Consider the following 16,765-nt stretch of genomic DNA (forward strand, 5'->3'; position numbering starts at 1 on the left):
ACTCCTCCCTATTTTAATTTTACCTGTTGACCGTCTTCTAATTTAGTCATTCCAGCAGTAATTAATTCGTCTCCTTCTGATAAACCTTCTAAAATTTCTAAACCTTTGTTGGTAACCATTCCTGTTTTAACTTCAACTTTTCTGACAACTCCTATACCTTCACCATCTTTTTCTACGATAAAGACATAGTTAGTATTTACATCCTTTAAGATTACATTAAGAGGTACGAATATCTTATCCTTTTCACTTAATATGTCTTTATTGAAATCTACTACAACGGACATTCCACTTCTTAAACTTTTATCTATCCCTAAGATAGCTACTTTTACAGGGTATGTAGATCCATATTGAAGAGATGAAGTACCTACTTCTACAACCTCGCCTAAATAATTTTTCCCTATAGCCCCTGCATGTATATTGACCTGTGATCCTATATTTATTTGTCCTATAGCACTTTCTGGAACAAATGAGATTGCTTCTAAATCTGTATCTGTATTTAAAATATATACAGATTGACCAGCAGCTACATTTTCATTTACTTCTGATACTTTTACAGCTACTGTTCCATCTATGGAAGATTTTAATTCAGTATATTTCAATTGACGTTTTGCATATTTTATACCTTCCGACGCAACTCTTAAAGATGCTGATGTAGAGTCCATCCTAGCTTTTGCACTGTCAAATTCACTTTTAGATACACTGTCATTTTGATATAGTTCTTTTATCCTGTTATAGCTCGATTGAGCTTCTATTTGTGATGCTTTGGCAGTTTCATAAGAACTCTCTGCCTTTCTTAATTGAATTTCATAGTCGATCTTATCTAAGGTAGCTAAAACATCTCCTTTTTTCACTGATTGTCCTAATTTAAAATTCATTTTTTCAATGTTTCCAGGCACTCTGAAACTCACCTCAGGTTCTACAGCAGATTTTATATCTCCTGTAAAGCTAAGAGCTTCTACCGGACTTTTTAATTCTATGGTTTCATGTCTAACAGATCTTAAATTTATTTTTTCCTCTTCTTTTTTAGTCCCACAGCTTGCAAGGGTAACTACTATAAATCCAATTAGTAATGTTTTTTTATATAATGACATTTGTTTCCTCCTCATTTTTTGATTATTGTACCTTTAAATTAGTTTCACCCAGTAACTCTGAATACGCTTCAGGATTTAATAGGTGATAAGCTCCTACTGCTCTTTCTGTTATCATTAACTTAGTATAATAATCATATTTAGATGCACTTTCACTTTCTTTAGCTTGAATTGCGACATTTTGAGAATCTAATAACTCAGTTATAGATACTTCTCCTCTTGAATATGAATCTGTTACTAGTTCAAGAGTTTTAACTGCTGCAACTCTTGCATCTTTTGAAGTTTCAACACTTATTTTAGCTGTTACTAAATCTGTTAGAGAAGCTCTGATATTTTGTTTTACGCTATTTTCAACATCTTCTTTTTGAAGTGTTAATTTTTGAACCTGTTCTGTAGCGGTATTTCTTAGGGCTATTCTTTCTCCCCCTTCTAATAATGGGATACTTACCTGTACTCCTACAGTCCAAGCTTCCTTTCTAGGGTCTCCATCAGGAGCATATAACTCTCCACTACCCTTTCTATCCATATAGTAGTTGTAGTCAGCAGTTAATGCTACTTCAGGACTATAGAAACTTCTATTAGCTTCCTTGAGTTTTCTTTCAGCTGCCGCTGTATAACTTTCGATTTGTTTGATCTCTGTAGAGTTTTCAAGACCTAATTTTATTAATTTATCTAAGGTATCATCCATTACATTTTTCTTAGTTAACTCCAAACCTGCTATTCCTAAAAACTCTTCAGTATCTAAGATATCTATCGGTTGAAAGTTTGTATTAAGATCGTTGTTTAAAATTCTCATCAATTGTTCCTTGGCATTTTGAAGTTTAGCCTGAGAATCACTTAACTTGCTGATATCTGTAGCTAGCTTACTTTCCCATCTGTATACATCTGATTTTCTAGAGTATCCAACTTTTTCCCTGACTCTGGCTAACTCTAAATTCTTTTTAGTTAGTTCTAAGTTACTGTATTGTATGCTTTGAGAAGCTTTTAATTTCAAGACATTAAAATAAGCTGTAGAAATTTTTAAGACTGTATCCAATTCACTCTGTTTATAGCTCTCTTTTTCTGCATTATAAATACTTTTTTCTATAGATACCGATGAATTTAATTTATCGTTCCATATTACCTGTTTTAATCCTACACCTACATAGGTATTATCTTTTTTTACATCATTTTGAGCATCTGCCTGACCCTGATCTACTGCTTTGTATCCACCTGTTGCAACTACTTGAGGCAGTCTAGATGACTTGGCAGCATCTACTTGGTATTCCTGGATATTCAGGTCATTTTTATCTATTGTTAGTTGCAGGTTATCATCTAATCCCTTTCTTAGAGATGAATAAAGAGTCAGTTCCTCTCCTAAATTTTCTTTTCCTACTATTTTAGCCGCTACTGTTGTTCTCCAATTTGGCCATTTTTCTATTTTTTCAGCCACAGACTGGTTTATAACTGGTCTCATCTCTCCGCCAACTACATAAACTTTCTGGTCTTTTGCACTTCCTCCATCTAGTATTTCTAAGAGGGAGATAGCTGATTTTCGAAGTCTTCTTTGAATATTTGTATCCACTTCAAAAGATAGGTAGGCTTTTTCACTGATGCCTGTACCATATCCATCTGCATATGTTACTATCTTTTCATTATTTAAAACATCCATAACTTGGACAAATTTATCTGGATCTGAAAAGCCGCCTAAAAGAGCTACGGTTTCTCCCTTAACATCTGTGGCTAATTTTTCAAAATCTCCATTAAAAGGAATCCATTTGACCTTTGATACTCCATTTTTTTTGACTTCTTTTTCTATATAGGAAAACATTTTTTTATCTACATCAAAAAATTCTTCCGGAGCTATAAGGGCAATTTCTGAGAAATCCTTATCTACACTTCTTAGAAGCTGAAAGATCTTATCGAATCCGATCTCTTGTACACTGTAGGTAAGATTTTCAACCTGACTAGTTTCACCGTGTAATATATATTGAGCAAATGGCATAATACTTAATTTTTTTACACTCTCTTTGCTTATGATTTGGTTGGAAACAGAGTGGTCTCCACCTATAATTACATCGACCTTTTTGTTTTTAGCTAGATCTGAATAACTTTTATCAATTTCTTCAGATCCTTCTTTGGCTATAACCTGTAGTTCCTTTGGAAAAACTACAGTATAATTTCCTTCTAAAACGTCTGTAAATTCTTTTTCGATGACACTTTGAGAATTTTTTATGTTATTACTGCTTTTTTGACTGTATAATACAGCAATATTTACAACTTCTTTAGCAAAGGTGAAAACATTTATAATGAATAACATAATAATTAAACTTATTTTTTTTATCAATTTTATCTCCTCCTATATGTTCTTTTTTATTTAAATTAGTGGTTAACTTTTTTCGCCTCCCTTTATAATTTTTCTAATCTATATTATATGGAAAATAGTTGAATTTCCTATAAATTAATTAATTTTAATCTGTTATGCTGTCAGTGATATACTTACTGATATCTAAATCTTTATCCCCAAAGGCTCTGGCATAGATATAACCTCCGATACTTATAAGGATTATCCCCATTGTAGCTTCTTCTAAATCTTTTTTTATGCTAAATTCTTTTTTTTCTGCCCCTCTTTTCAAGATTCCCAAGACAAATTCATAATTGCGTATAGAATATTTTCTTATTTTTTCTTGAAGCTTTAAAGGTAATCCGTTAAAATCAAAAGTTAATTTTGCTTTGGCTTCATAGTATAGTGTATCTTCTTCGTTTGCTTTTTCTAAATAAGCATTTAATTTGTCTTGTTCACTTTCATAAGTTAATATCTCTTCTTTTTTTTTCTGAATTTTTTCTTCTATTAACTCCATTATTGCGATCCCTAAATCTTCTTTCTTTTTAAAATAGTGGTAGATACTGGATTTTGCAATACCGATTTCATCTGCAACTTTTTGAAAACTTAACCGTTCATATCCATTTTCACTGACCATCCTTAGCGCTACTCTGATTATTTCCCTTTCTGTATTATTCATTCTTCCCCTCCTAAATATCTTAATCATTATAGCCTACCTATCGGTCGGTGTCAATTTAAAGATTAATTTTTTTTAATGTTCGACTTTCTAATCTCCATAGATCTTAAATAAAGGAGTCTGACATATTCATATTCAAATGGAGTTCCCAAGCTGTAATATCTAAAGTCAACTTCACTCCTAACATCAACTGCCTCTAATCCTTTTACGGTTAGGTCTTTCCATAAAGTATCGGAACCGCCATAAACATTGATAGGATCGAGAGGTGCCCTTAAAACAAAGGTTGTCAACAAGGAACTGGCATTTCTAAGATCGCTGGGGCCTAAAAATGGGAGTATTAAATATGGACCACCCTTTACTCCATAAAGGGCCAGAGTATCGTTTAAAGTAACTTTATGTTCAGGTATTTTTACAAGGGTTGCTACATCAAATAAACCCACAACACCTACTGTAGTATTTATAAAAAATCTGCCTATCCCCGTAAATACAGTTTTATAATCTAAAATTAATACTCCGTTTATTACACTGATAGGTTCATATAAATTGCTAAAAAAATTACCTACACCGGTTCTGATAGTTTGTGGCAGGAAAAATTTATATGAATTAGAGACCGGTAAGGCTACCCAATTATCGAATTGATAGTTAAAATAATATATTCTTCTATTTAGTGGTTCAAATGGATCGTATGCATCCATGATATTAGATTCACCATCATTTAAATGAAGTTTAGGTTTCTCTGTTACCTCTATTCTCCCTCCTCTATTATAAGAAATGTCATCCTCTACTTTTATATTGCTGCAACCCATAAAAATTAAAGTCATTAAAATAAGTATTTTTTTCATTTTAACTCACCTCTTTTAAGGTAGTGAATCATAGAAGTCACATTCTCCCTATAGAACATATTTCCACAGTGTCCTCCATAGGGATAAACTTTTATCCTGCTTCCCATTGTCTCCTTTAAATATTCTAGATTGTCTGGAGTCAATATCAATTCATCTTCATTGGTAACTACTGCAATATTTTCAGCACCTTTTAGATAACTTTCTATAGATTTTAGACTGCTGTTCTCTATCATTTCCTCCATAGTAAGGGATTTATCCAGTTTTTTATATGTTTTAAATCCAATTCTATCTATATAATTTTGAAAGTTACTGTAATTAACAGCGCTGTAATATTCACTCATACTCTGAAATTTAGTTAATTTTTTATCAGGATCTGTGTATACCCCGCTTTTAGTCATAAGATCACTGATATAGTTGATATCTATTGCTATAAATCTAAATGCAATTCCTATAAGAATCTTTAACTCTTCATCATTCATATTTAATTCTTTAAAGAGGGCATAAATGGCCGCCTCATCTATCTTCATCTTTCCATTATCCTGACTGTATTGCATTATACCTAAGATTATCCTTTGTAATAATTGATCTAATTCTTCTTCGGTTCTTATATTGTCATCCAACAGATGATCTAAAATTTTAGCAGATTCATATAAATTTACCGTGGGGTTGACAGACATAATTCTCTTAAAGTTGAAATGCTTTTTTCGGCTGTCTATCTCTCCTACTGCAAGTGCAACAGTTCCTCCAAGGCTGTATCCGGTAACATAGGTTTCTTTGTACTGAATTTTATCTTTTACTTTATTCAGTGCTAAGCTCATGATATCGTATATCTCATTGCTGTCTTTTTCTAAAAACCCAGGTGCATGAGTTTCGGAAGCAGAAATAACAAAGTTATAATCAAAGCTGGTAGGGAGCATAATAACACTAAATCCATTTTGATATAGGATCCTGCTCATAGTCAGCATCTTAGGAGAATTATATTTAGACCCTGTTCCAGCCAATAAAAATATCAGGGGAGCTTCACGATCTTGAGCCATCAATCCAAATCTAAATCCATCTAAATACCATAGATTAGGCGGTGCTTTTTCATTCTTTAAGTTTAACTTTATCTCCTTAAAACTTGTGTTTTTAAATGGTGCCATATCTTTAGTAGGAGTGGCTAAAACTGTTGCTAAATATGGATCTTTATATGGGTAATCATATCCATAACTCCACAAACTTATAATCATATATATCAATATTATTTTTTTCATACGAACTCATCCTTTTATTTATTTATTTTATCCCTATACACATATTTATTCTATTTGACCTGTCAGTTTCCTTTTTTTCATTGTGTTTTCTGTGGTTCTTTCCCCTTTTATATTACTTTGTATTTAAGATTTTATCTCCTGAGTTTATTTATACTCATATAAAAAGGGCATAAAGTATGCCCCTAAAATATTATAGATATTGAATTTTGTAAGATATAGCTGTTAAAAATAAAGTTACATAAAATGGATTTTCTTCTACAGGTAAATTTAATTTATAATAGATGATCTCTTCCAGACTTTTTAAATCATCCTCATCAGCCTCTTTAGCAATTTCAAATATGGTTTTATTTAATAAAGTTCTATTTTTTTCTTCATTTAAAATATCTTTGATACCTTTAGAAATAATATCGCTTATATCAGTATTTGGTCCTTTTTCATCCATTAAATTTCTGATTTCCAGGGCATATCGTGATATATATTCATTTGTACTATTCATATTGAAGTATGAAATTTTTTTCTTTATGAAATCACTTATATTAGAAATTTTTTCCTCTACTGCATCGACAGATATAATCTCTAATAGTTTATCATGTGTTTTTTCAAAGTGAAGATAAACATTTCCATCGACCTCATTTAATACTTCAACTAATCCGTTTTCTTGTAATTTTTTTAAGAATTTAGAAATTATTTTAATGTCTATTTCCATTTTATTGGAGAGATCACTTATAGATATACTATAATTCAATGTTTCGTTTCCTAATTTTGGTGCAATTAACCCCTTTAATAAATTAAAAAAAGCTATATCCTCAGATATATTTTTGTTCATTTTTTCACCGCCCTATTATTTTAAAACTTACGTTGTCAAATTAAATGCAACACTTTTCAATTTCACCCCAAAATACTTCTTTTGGGGTTTTCCAATTTAAACACTTCCTTGGTCTATTATTAATTTTGTTTACCGCTTTATAAAATTCACATCTCTTTATCTTACTAAAAATAGTCCCTTTAGGGAAAGTTCTCCTTAATAAACCGTTTGTATTCTCATTTGTTCCTCTCTCCCATGAGTGATAAGGGTTAGCAAAATAAGCTTTAATACCTAATGCTTCCTCTAATTCTTTAAATTTAGAGAATTCTTTCCCGTTATCCGATGTAAATGTTTTTATGTATTCTTTAGGTATATATTTAAAATTCTCTATTGTTGCCTCATTAAAAGTATCTGATTTTCTATTAATCATTAGCTCCGCTACAAGATATCTTGATTTCCTATCAACATAAGTCATCATAGCACCTTTTTTTCCTGCGCCAACGATAGTATCGCTTTCAAAATGACCAATCTCACTTCTATCATTCGCTTCTTCAGACCTTTCTTCTATCATCTTTTTATTAGGGATTTTACCCCTTGTTTCTTTCAATCCTCTAGGCTTTTGTTTGCCTTTTCTAGTTAAAAGGTATTTAGTACTCTCCGTAAGAAAATCAAGATATATTGCTCTATAAATTGTTTTAAATGAAATAGAATATTGGTTGTCTAATTTAGCTCTTCCTGATATTTGTTCTGGACTCCAACCTGATTCTAACTTTTCTTGAATATCTACCAAAAGGATCGAATCTCTTAATTTGTGCTTTCTTCCACAAAGTTGTTTTCTTTTTTTGTATAAAAACTGGGCTTTATTAGGAGTGTACTCACCATCAACTGAATTTCTATTAATTTCTCTATAAATACTAACTCTATTTTTCTTTAATTTAGCTGCAATAAAACTAATTGATTTTTTTTGCGCTAAAAATTTAAATATACTTTCTCTTTCTTCAATGGTAAAATGTTTATGATTCATAAATACTCCTTTAATGTTTGGTCGCACTTACATTATACCAAGGAAATATTTATGAATTTTTTTTGTTGCATTTAATTATACAATTCAAGAAACAATACTTATTTAACTAAAAATATCTTTATTTATTACATTATAAATATTTACTTCTAATAAATCAACACTTAATTTTATCTCCCCTAAATAAAAGATTGCTAATTAGTATACTCTAAATAAAATCAACTTCCTTCTTTTTTAGGCAATTATATTGTATAATTAATAAAAAATTATAATTGGAGGGAAATATGAAATTTTTGGGAGTTATTCCGGCACGATATGCTTCAACGAGGCTAGAAGGGAAACCTTTAGCTGATATAGATGGTCATTCTATGATTGAATGGGTATACAAGCGTACTCTATTATCCAACCTAGATATGGTTGTTGTAGCAACTGACAATCAACTTGTATATGATAAAGTAAAATCTTTTGGGGGAGAAGTTGTTATGACCTCTGAGAATCACCCTAATGGAACCTCTAGAATAGCTGAAGTCGCAGAAATTTATAGTGAATTTGATGTGATTATAAATGTACAGGGAGATGAACCTCTTATAGAAAAAGAGATGATTAATGCTCTGATTACACCATTTTTAAAGGAACCAGACTTAAGTATGGCAACTTTAAAGCATAGGATAGATACTATAGAAGAGGTTGAGAATCCAAACAATGTAAAGGTAGTTACAACTAAAGGTGACTATGCAATTTATTTTTCTAGATCACCTATCCCATACCCGAGGGAACTGGATATGAAGAATTATTTTAAACATGTAGGAATATACGGATATAGAAGGGACTTTGTTATCAAATATTCACAGATGCCTCAGACACCTTTAGAGATATCCGAATCATTAGAGCAGCTTAGAGTTTTAGAAAATGGTTATAAGATAAAGGTTTTAGAGACACCCTATAAAATTGTAGGAGTTGATACTAAGGAAGATTTAGAAAGAGTTAGAAAAATAGTAAAAAAAGGTAAGATCACTATATAAAAAACTTTGTATAAGTTGGTGTAATATCATGTAATAAAAAAGGTGATCTCTTAAAATATAGAGATCACCTTTTATTTTATACATAAATAGTCATTAAAAAATTATTTTATAGGGATTGTTAATACTTGACCAGCTTCAATAACATCCGGGTTAGAGATATTGTTTTCTTCAGCTAATTTTTCCCAAGACATATTGTATTTTAATCCTATTCTGAATAAGTTATCTCCCTCTACAACAGTATAGTTTATAGGTGCTTCTTCTACCATTGGAACATCTTCAACGACAACTTCTTCTTCTATAGCAGTCTCTTCAACAACTACTGGCGCCTCTTCAGCTACTACCTCTTCTTCAACAACTACCGGAGTCTCCTCAACAACAACCTCAGTAACTACAGGTGTAGTTTCTATTTTCTCTTCCTTTGGTTCATTACTGCTGCATGCTACAAGTGATAGAGCTGCTAATAATATTAATAATTTTTTCATTAAAATCCTCCTGATTAATGTGATATTTATATGAGTATATTCCATAATTAGGGATTAGTCAATGTAAATATTAATTTTATTAATTTATTTTAATATTTCTAGAATTTTAAATGCAAGATCATCTTTTTTCATTTGTGGGATCTCTAAAATATTTTTTTCTTTATCGATAAAGAATACTTCATTGCTGTCATTTCCAAAAGCATTGGTAGAATTGGCTACTATGAGATTCAGGTTTTTTTTCTCTAATTTTTTCATAGCATTTTCAATTAGGTTATCAGATTCAGCAGCAAATCCAATAAGAATTTGTTCTTTTTTTCTCCTACCCATCTCCATTAGGATATCTGGATTTCTAGTCAATTCAAAAACCAGATCTCCATCATTTTTTTTGATTTTAGAGTCTGAATACTCTTTTATTCTATAATCTGCCACAGCTGCACAGCCGATGGCGATATCCATATTTTCAAACTTACTAAAGACAGCCTCATACATATCGTTAGCACTCTTCACAGATATAAATTCTACCCCATTTGGAACTTCAAGATTAGTCGGCCCGCTGACTAAGGTAACATTGGCTCCTAATTGAGCACTTGCAGCTGCCAGGGCATATCCCATCTTGCCTGTAGACCGGTTGCTCAGATACCTGATAGGATCGATGGCTTCCTCAGTAGGACCAGCTGTAATCAATATATTTTTTCCCTCTAAAAATCTTTCCCTTTCTAAAGATTCAAAGTAGTTATTTACAATATCAACTATGTCGGTTTCTTTTTTTAGTCTTCCCTTAGCTACCCAGTCACAGGCAAGCTGACCTGAATCTGCATCGATAAAACTATATCCATATCCTTCTAATTTTTTGATATTATCTTTTAAGATGGGATTGTTATACATATTTACGTTCATAGCCAGAGCAAAATAAGTAGGAGCACAAGATGCAGAGATCACAGTAGAAAGCATATCGTCAGCTATACCATTTGCCACCTTCCCAATGATATTATAGGTAGCAGGTGCTATTAAAACCAGGTCAGCCCAGTCAGCCAAGTTTATATGTTCCACATCTATGTTTGATTTTTCTGCCCACATATCAATGGCTACTCTGTTTTTAGACAGGGTTTCCAAAGTAAGAGGGGTTATTATTTCAGTAGCATTTTTGGTCATTATGACCTTTACATTGTATCCGTTTTTCTTTAAAAGAGAACAGATATTAGCAGACTTATAGGCTGCAATACCTCCGGTAATTCCTAATAATATATTTTTATTCATTGATATATCTCCTTTTTTTACAATTTTCATTTAATTTGAGGTTTTTATATTTATAAGTATAGCATACTAAAAAAAAAAGGAAAAATATGATTTTAGCAAATAAATGTTAACAATGAGGGGTGGTTGGATGAGTCTTAAAAGAAAAATTTTTACCTTAACTTTTTTTACAGCAACAATACCTATATTGATCATTTCTGTAATTACATTATATATATTCTCTGGGAAAATGAAGGAAGTACAAAGTCAAAAAATGGACTTAATCAGTCAAAATATAGAGCAGTCTATTCAAAATGAAATCAATTCTGTCAGTGAAACTCTTGAACATTTAGCTAATACATATAACGAAAAGCATGAAGGCCTAACCTCATTAAATTTTCAAATAAATAATGAATACAGACTTAAACATATGTTTTACCATATGAAGGATATAGCTGAGAAGAAAAAATCTATAAAATTTATAGCCTTTGGAAGTTCCGATAAGAAAATAGTCTTTGATGATCTAGCTGAAGATCAAAATTTACCATCTAGTTATGATCCTACAACAAGGCCATGGTATACAGGAGCTCTTAATTCTAAAGGAACCTATCTATCAAAAATTTTTATCCATGCAGGTACAGGAAATCCCATAGTAACACTATCTAAAAAAATTGAATTAGATGATGAAATAATAGGTGTGTTGGTAGCAATGATTGATTTGTCTCATATAGAGGATGAAATTTCAAAATTTAAAATTGATAATACAGGGTCATTTTTCATAGTGGATAAGAATAATAGAATTTTAGTAGATGGAGGAGATAACAAGAAAAACTTTAATTATATATCAAAAATGGATTTATTTTCCAAAGATCATCTTGAAATTATAAAAAAGACTCCCATGGGAAAAAATCTTTACCATACAAAAAAAATACAAGACTTGGATATTCTTCTAATTGGAAGTATCTATGAAAAAGATATAAATAATACAATTTTAAGGTTGAGACTCTACATCATTGGGATAGTTCTGTTGACTATAATTTTTATTCTCATTATTTTATCTGTTATAAGTAAAAATTTTGACAGCTCTTTAAATCAATTATCTGGTGTTATTGACAGTATTTCTCAGGGGAACTATAATAAAAATATAGGTAAGTTAACCGAAATAATAGATGAAAAAAATGAATTAGGTTTTATCAATAGTGCCATAAAAAAAATGAATTATGAGATCATAAAAAGAGAGAATGATCTGAAATATATCTCTGAAACAGATCCATTGACGGGGTGTTACAATAGACGAGCAATTATAAATTTAATTGAAAAAGAAATAGAGCAGTCAAAGAACTATAATTTAAATTGTTCTTTAATTATGTTTGATTTTGATAATTTTAAAAAAATAAATGATACCTTTGGTCATCTATTTGGAGATACAGTTTTAAAAGAAGTATCTAAGGTTATCTTAAGTAACGTAAAAAATACAGATATATTCGGCAGGTATGGAGGGGAAGAATTTTTAATCTTATTACCTGATACTCAGTTAAGAGAGGGGATTATAATTGCAGAAAGATTGAGAGTAACTATAGAAAAAATGACATGGGAATACGATACTATAATTACAGTCAGTATGGGAGTCGTAAAAAAATTACCTAATGACACTTTAGATTTAATCCTGGGAAGGGTCGATAATTTGTTGTATAGAGCAAAAAAAAATGGAAGAAACAGGGTGGAATACGAAAAATAAAGATTGGTTTATAGAAAAACTGTAGTCTGCAAAGTAGGTGTTTTTAACATTTTATCTTTAGAGTGCAGTTTTTTTATTATCTAAAAATTTTACCTCTGTAGGAATCATTAAAATATTAATAAGGAATTTTTTAGATATAGGATATTGTCTATCTGTAATGTCACTATGTTTATTTATTGACCATAATGAGTGTATTTAGGATAGAGATTTTAAGAACGAAATAGAGAAATGATTCAAATGAATTTAATTTTTTAATTGATAAATCAAATAAAAAATGGTATAAGTTATGTAAATAAATTTTAAAGGAGAGGAATTATGTTTAAATCAAGATTTAATTGAGCCTGAGTAGCTGATAAACTTCTGGATGAAGTTATAACGGAACTTTTAGAATCTGAAAAAAGGATATATTAGGTAGTGCCTATTACTTCAATATGATAAACATTTATTCCAATTCACTCTTTAACTTCCAACCCATTTTAAAATTATTGCGGATATAAATAAAAATATTAACGAGATATTATGACCTTAATACTTTATCTATTCCTAAAATAATTACTTTCGGAACTATTCTGTTCCAACAATCATTGTAAAAAACGAAGAAAATGAAAGAATAAAATTTAATCTCAATGCATATTAGACTATTAAATTATAGTGGCTATTTATGCCATGTTTTTTAATGCAAAAATATAATCTCTCTGGTAAATCAGAGGGTCACTTATGATGCATTAAATTCGAAGTTATCATAAAAATAAAAATTATTAATTTTAAACTTCATTCAAAGTTCCAAGCCTCAATTGATTTTAGAAGGATGTTGTTGAATTAGATATTAAAAATTTAATAAACTTTGTCAATAATAACGATTCTATTTTAAAGTAGTTCTGATAAATTATTAATTTTGAAAATTTACCCTTACTTTCAAGCCTCAGTTGATTCTGGAAGGATGTTGCCGGGATAGATTAAATTTCTAAACCTTGAGTGATAAGAGCCGTATCTTCAAATAATTCAGGATATTTCACACCTTAATAAATATTTTAAGATTAAATATAGAAAATGAATCAGGCATTAGCCTTTTTCTTATTACCTGTTTGTGCCCTAAATCAAACAGGTAATGAGAAAAGGAGAGGAATGTAAAAAAATCAAATTAAGTGAACAAAAAAACAGTATGTATTTAAGAGGGTAATAATCTTTAAACTCATTTTAAATGATGAGAGTATATTATCTTTTTATATAAACAAAAAAAGGGAGGAAAAAATGAAAAAAATATTAGCGTTAATATTGTCAGTAATTTTATTGACTGCAGTAACAAGTACAGAGGCCATGGCTTTTTGGGGGAAGAAAGAGAAGAAGGAAAAAATAGTTGTATGGTTACCGCCTATTGGAGAAAATGACAAAGTTGTCTGGGAACCGATTATCAAAGAATATGAAGAAGCAAATAATGTAGATGTAGAATTAGAGATTATTCCGTGGGAGAACTATTCTGAAAAATATGCTGCCGGAATAGCTTCGGGACAGGGACCAGACGTAGGGTATATGTATGCTGAGATGTTTCCGCAGTTTATAGAGATGGGAGCAGTTGAAGATCTGACGCCCTACCTTACAAAGGAAGATTATGAAAAATATATATACATCAAACACGGAAAGATGATGGGTGGTATGTATGGACTCGGGATAGAAGCGGCTAACCCTGCAGTTATCTACTACAACAAAGATATACTTGCATCTATAGGTGAAGATGTTCCTGTTACATGGGAAGATTTCATAAGGTGTGCAGTAAAGGCAACTCAAGATACAAATAAAGATGGAAAAGCAGATCAATGGGGATTTTCTCAAGGATGGGGAGCACCTTATTTTGGAGATCTTAACTGGAACTGGTATGGATTCCTTTGGCAGGCAGGTGGAGATATATTTAATGATGATTTAAAATCTGTAAAATTTAATAATGAAGCCGGAGTTAAAACCGCTGAATTTTTAAAAGACTTAAAATTTAAATATGATGTATTGCCTCCATACTATATGGCACAAACTAATAAAGAGATGTTACAAACAACATTTGGTCCTGGAAAATCATTATTTTCTATATATTTATCTTCAGCAGCAGGAGAGATCTTAGATAAATCATTTCCTGATTTAAACTATGGAATAATTCTTTCCCTTGAAGATGAAGATAAAGGAACTTTTGCATCAGTAGACCAATTAGTACTTATGTCAGGTGCTAAAGATAAAGAATTAGCTTTTGGATTGATAGAGCATATGTTAAGTACTCAATCTATGACTAAATTCCATAAACATCACCCAAGAGCACCTATTGCTAAGGGAGAGCCATATCAGGGAGACCCAAGATTACAAAAGATGATAGAAACTCAAGAAGGAGTATATAGACCACTTGTAGTAGGACCTCATGGGGTAGAGATATATGAATATCTATGGAAACAGCTCCAAATGATGATGGCCGGAGAACAAAGTGCTAAGGAATCTTTAGATGAAGCAGCAGAGTATTCTAATAGATTATTAGCTAAATAAGAAGGAGCTGGATATGCAAAACGTAGAAATTCTTTTAAGCAATGAAAAACCTAAGAAAAGATTTTGCATAAAAAGGTTAGCAGGTAAAGGAAAGCCCTATGGTTTTATAGGGCCCCTCAGCCTCCTACTGTTTACTTTTTATGTGATTCCTATTTTTCTTTCAATATACTTTAGTTTTACAGACTATAACATAATAAAAAATCCAAAATTTATAGGCTTTTCAAACTATAAAAACCTTCTTTTGGATAAAACATTTAAAGCATCTCTGAAAAATACTTTTTTATTTACATTGGGAGTAGTTCCTGCTCAGACTATATTTTCTTTATTCATGGCTAATTGGCTGGTGAGCAGGGGGAAAAGCAGACTGACAGAATTTGTAAAGGGAGCTATGTTTATTCCTGTGATCTCTTCTATGGTATTAGTAAGTATTGTGTGGAGGATACTATTAAATGGAGAAGGATCTCCCCTCAATATGATCCTTAATATATTAAATATAACTCAGCCTAACTGGTTAGGAGATTCGTCTATAGTGTTATTTGTTCTTATGGGAATAACAGTATGGAAGAATACAGGTTATTTTATGATCCTATATATCGCCGGGTTGATGGAAATTCCTAAAAATTATACAGAGGCTGCCAAGGTAGACGGAGCAGGCAGGTGGAGTGTTTTTTATCATATAACTCTGCCGTTACTAAAACCTACAACAATAATGGTAGTGTTTTTAGGGATGGTCTGGTCACTTCAAACATTTGATCTTATCTATACGTTGACAGGAGGAGGGCCTGGAAATGCTTCTATGACCCTTGTCCTCCATATATATAACAATGCATTCAAAAATTTAAATGCAGGGTATGCCATGACAATAGCCAATATATTGCTTTTCTTTTCGGCTATTGCAGCAATAGTTCAAAAAAGTTTTTTAAAAAAAGAAAAATCAGAAGTTTATTAGGAGGAAAGGATGAAAAAACAATTAGGCAGGCTGATTTTAATATTAATCTCCAGCTTTATGATAATTCCGTTTCTCTACATGTTTATGACATCTCTAAGGGTAACTTATACGGCTTATAACTTTAAGTTTGCTTTAGATGATTTAACATTGAGAAATTACAGGGAAATTTTTTACAACACAAGTTTTATAGTTTATTTTTTTAATAGTTTATTTATCTCCCTCAGTGGAGTAGTGTTAAATGTGGTATTCAGTGCCATGGCAGGGTACGCCTTTGCTAAACTTGAGTTTAAGGGGAGGGAAAAGATATTTTTCTTCATGTTATTGACCCTTATCATACCTTCCCAGGTAACCCTCCTGCCCCTCTATGTGATAATGAGACATCTAGGGTGGTTAAACACTTATAAGGCATTGATACTTCCCCTTCCCACAGCTGTGGGAGTATTTATAATGAGGCAGAGTATCTTAAAAGTTCCCAGAGATCTTATGGATTCTGCCAGAATAGATGGGTGTTCAGAATTTAAGATATTTATGGAGATAGTACTGCCCCTTATAAAACCAGCAATAATAGCACTTTCAATATTTACATTTATAGGAGCGTGGAATGAATTTTTGTGGCCACTTATAGCTACTACATCGGATTCTATGAGAACCCTTACAGTGGGAATGGCCAGTATGAATGCCCAGTATACTGTGAATTACGGGTTGGTCATGGCAGGAGCTACCATGACATTTTTACCTTCGTTTATATTTTATATCCTCCTTCAGAGACAGTTTGAAGAGGGGGTGGCACTATCAGGATTAAAGGGATAGAAA

At 31.4% G+C, this 16,765-nt stretch carries 14 protein-coding genes; 5 read left to right on the plus strand and 9 right to left on the minus strand.

The window, feature by feature from the left end:
* Positions 1 to 8 precede the first annotated feature (8 nt).
* The 7 genes from NRK67_11690 to NRK67_11720 all read right to left on the minus strand — a co-directional run bounded on the left by NRK67_11690 (position 9) and on the right by NRK67_11720 (position 8,011).
* Positions 9 to 1,091 (minus strand): efflux RND transporter periplasmic adaptor subunit, encoded by a 1,083-nt coding sequence (locus tag NRK67_11690; protein ID UUV17948.1) that lies wholly within the window; start codon positions 1,089 to 1,091, stop codon positions 9 to 11.
* Between the two features lie 22 nt (positions 1,092 to 1,113).
* A complete protein-coding gene (locus NRK67_11695; protein ID UUV17949.1) occupies positions 1,114 to 3,414 on the minus strand; it encodes a TolC family protein in 2,301 nt (766 codons plus the stop codon).
* Between the two features lie 124 nt (positions 3,415 to 3,538).
* Entirely contained in the window at positions 3,539 to 4,090 is a 552-nt protein-coding gene (locus tag NRK67_11700) for a TetR/AcrR family transcriptional regulator (GenBank protein UUV17950.1), read from the minus strand.
* Between the two features lie 62 nt (positions 4,091 to 4,152).
* Complete coding sequence (locus NRK67_11705) at positions 4,153 to 4,929, minus strand: VacJ family lipoprotein (protein ID UUV17951.1); 777 nt, start codon at positions 4,927 to 4,929, stop codon at positions 4,153 to 4,155.
* Positions 4,926 to 6,182 (minus strand): serine/threonine protein kinase, encoded by a 1,257-nt coding sequence (locus tag NRK67_11710; protein ID UUV17952.1) that lies wholly within the window; start codon positions 6,180 to 6,182, stop codon positions 4,926 to 4,928. The genes NRK67_11705 and NRK67_11710 overlap by 4 nt, the downstream gene beginning before the upstream one ends.
* A 190-nt stretch (positions 6,183 to 6,372) precedes the next feature.
* Positions 6,373 to 7,008, minus strand: a complete 636-nt coding sequence (locus NRK67_11715; GenBank protein ID UUV17953.1) for a hypothetical protein — start codon at positions 7,006 to 7,008, stop codon at positions 6,373 to 6,375.
* A 40-nt stretch (positions 7,009 to 7,048) separates the two neighbouring features.
* Complete coding sequence (locus tag NRK67_11720) at positions 7,049 to 8,011, minus strand: IS30 family transposase (protein ID UUV17954.1); 963 nt, start codon at positions 8,009 to 8,011, stop codon at positions 7,049 to 7,051.
* Positions 8,012 to 8,292: 281 nt separating this feature from the next.
* Between NRK67_11720 and kdsB the strand changes: the two genes are divergently transcribed.
* Positions 8,293 to 9,030, plus strand: coding sequence for a 3-deoxy-manno-octulosonate cytidylyltransferase (gene kdsB, locus NRK67_11725; GenBank protein UUV17955.1), 738 nt, complete (start codon positions 8,293 to 8,295; stop codon positions 9,028 to 9,030).
* 101 nt (positions 9,031 to 9,131) lie between these two features.
* Here the strand turns inward: kdsB and NRK67_11730 are convergent, their stop codons facing one another.
* Together NRK67_11730 and coaBC are read right to left on the minus strand one after the other, a co-directional pair.
* The gene (locus NRK67_11730; GenBank protein UUV17956.1) at positions 9,132 to 9,512 is read right to left on the minus strand and encodes a LysM peptidoglycan-binding domain-containing protein; all 381 of its coding nucleotides are present in this window, start codon (positions 9,510 to 9,512) and stop codon (positions 9,132 to 9,134) included.
* Positions 9,513 to 9,596: 84 nt separating this feature from the next.
* The gene (gene coaBC, locus NRK67_11735; protein UUV17957.1) at positions 9,597 to 10,769 is read right to left on the minus strand and encodes a bifunctional phosphopantothenoylcysteine decarboxylase/phosphopantothenate--cysteine ligase CoaBC; all 1,173 of its coding nucleotides are present in this window, start codon (positions 10,767 to 10,769) and stop codon (positions 9,597 to 9,599) included.
* A 127-nt stretch (positions 10,770 to 10,896) separates the two neighbouring features.
* Between coaBC and NRK67_11740 the strand changes: the two genes are divergently transcribed.
* From NRK67_11740 to NRK67_11755, 4 genes are all read left to right on the plus strand, one after another.
* Positions 10,897 to 12,483 (plus strand): sensor domain-containing diguanylate cyclase, encoded by a 1,587-nt coding sequence (locus NRK67_11740; protein UUV17958.1) that lies wholly within the window; start codon positions 10,897 to 10,899, stop codon positions 12,481 to 12,483.
* 1,251 nt (positions 12,484 to 13,734) lie between these two features.
* Complete coding sequence (locus NRK67_11745; protein ID UUV17959.1) at positions 13,735 to 15,003, plus strand: sugar ABC transporter substrate-binding protein; 1,269 nt, start codon at positions 13,735 to 13,737, stop codon at positions 15,001 to 15,003.
* 13 nt (positions 15,004 to 15,016) lie between these two features.
* Positions 15,017 to 15,952 (plus strand): sugar ABC transporter permease, encoded by a 936-nt coding sequence (locus NRK67_11750; GenBank protein UUV17960.1) that lies wholly within the window; start codon positions 15,017 to 15,019, stop codon positions 15,950 to 15,952.
* A gap of 9 nt (positions 15,953 to 15,961) precedes the next feature.
* Positions 15,962 to 16,762, plus strand: a complete 801-nt coding sequence (locus NRK67_11755; GenBank protein ID UUV17961.1) for a carbohydrate ABC transporter permease — start codon at positions 15,962 to 15,964, stop codon at positions 16,760 to 16,762.
* Positions 16,763 to 16,765: the final 3 nt, after the last annotated feature.

This window comes from Fusobacteria bacterium ZRK30 (assembly GCA_024628785.1).
Taxonomy (GTDB): domain Bacteria; phylum Fusobacteriota; class Fusobacteriia; order Fusobacteriales; family Fusobacteriaceae; genus Psychrilyobacter.

Coding starts and splice junctions, on each gene's coding strand:
- NRK67_11690 (UUV17948.1), bottom strand. CDS start 1,091: ATGTCATTATATAAAAAAACATTACTAATTGGATTTATAGTAGTTACC.
- NRK67_11700 (UUV17950.1), bottom strand. CDS start 4,090: ATGAATAATACAGAAAGGGAAATAATCAGAGTAGCGCTAAGGATGGTC.
- NRK67_11705 (UUV17951.1), bottom strand. CDS start 4,929: ATGAAAAAAATACTTATTTTAATGACTTTAATTTTTATGGGTTGCAGC.
- NRK67_11710 (UUV17952.1), bottom strand. CDS start 6,182: ATGAAAAAAATAATATTGATATATATGATTATAAGTTTGTGGAGTTAT.
- NRK67_11715 (UUV17953.1), bottom strand. CDS start 7,008: ATGAACAAAAATATATCTGAGGATATAGCTTTTTTTAATTTATTAAAG.
- NRK67_11720 (UUV17954.1), bottom strand. CDS start 8,011: ATGAATCATAAACATTTTACCATTGAAGAAAGAGAAAGTATATTTAAA.
- kdsB (UUV17955.1), top strand. CDS start 8,293: ATGAAATTTTTGGGAGTTATTCCGGCACGATATGCTTCAACGAGGCTA.
- NRK67_11730 (UUV17956.1), bottom strand. CDS start 9,512: ATGAAAAAATTATTAATATTATTAGCAGCTCTATCACTTGTAGCATGC.
- coaBC (UUV17957.1), bottom strand. CDS start 10,769: ATGAATAAAAATATATTATTAGGAATTACCGGAGGTATTGCAGCCTAT.
- NRK67_11740 (UUV17958.1), top strand. CDS start 10,897: ATGAGTCTTAAAAGAAAAATTTTTACCTTAACTTTTTTTACAGCAACA.
- NRK67_11745 (UUV17959.1), top strand. CDS start 13,735: ATGAAAAAAATATTAGCGTTAATATTGTCAGTAATTTTATTGACTGCA.
- NRK67_11750 (UUV17960.1), top strand. CDS start 15,017: ATGCAAAACGTAGAAATTCTTTTAAGCAATGAAAAACCTAAGAAAAGA.
- NRK67_11755 (UUV17961.1), top strand. CDS start 15,962: ATGAAAAAACAATTAGGCAGGCTGATTTTAATATTAATCTCCAGCTTT.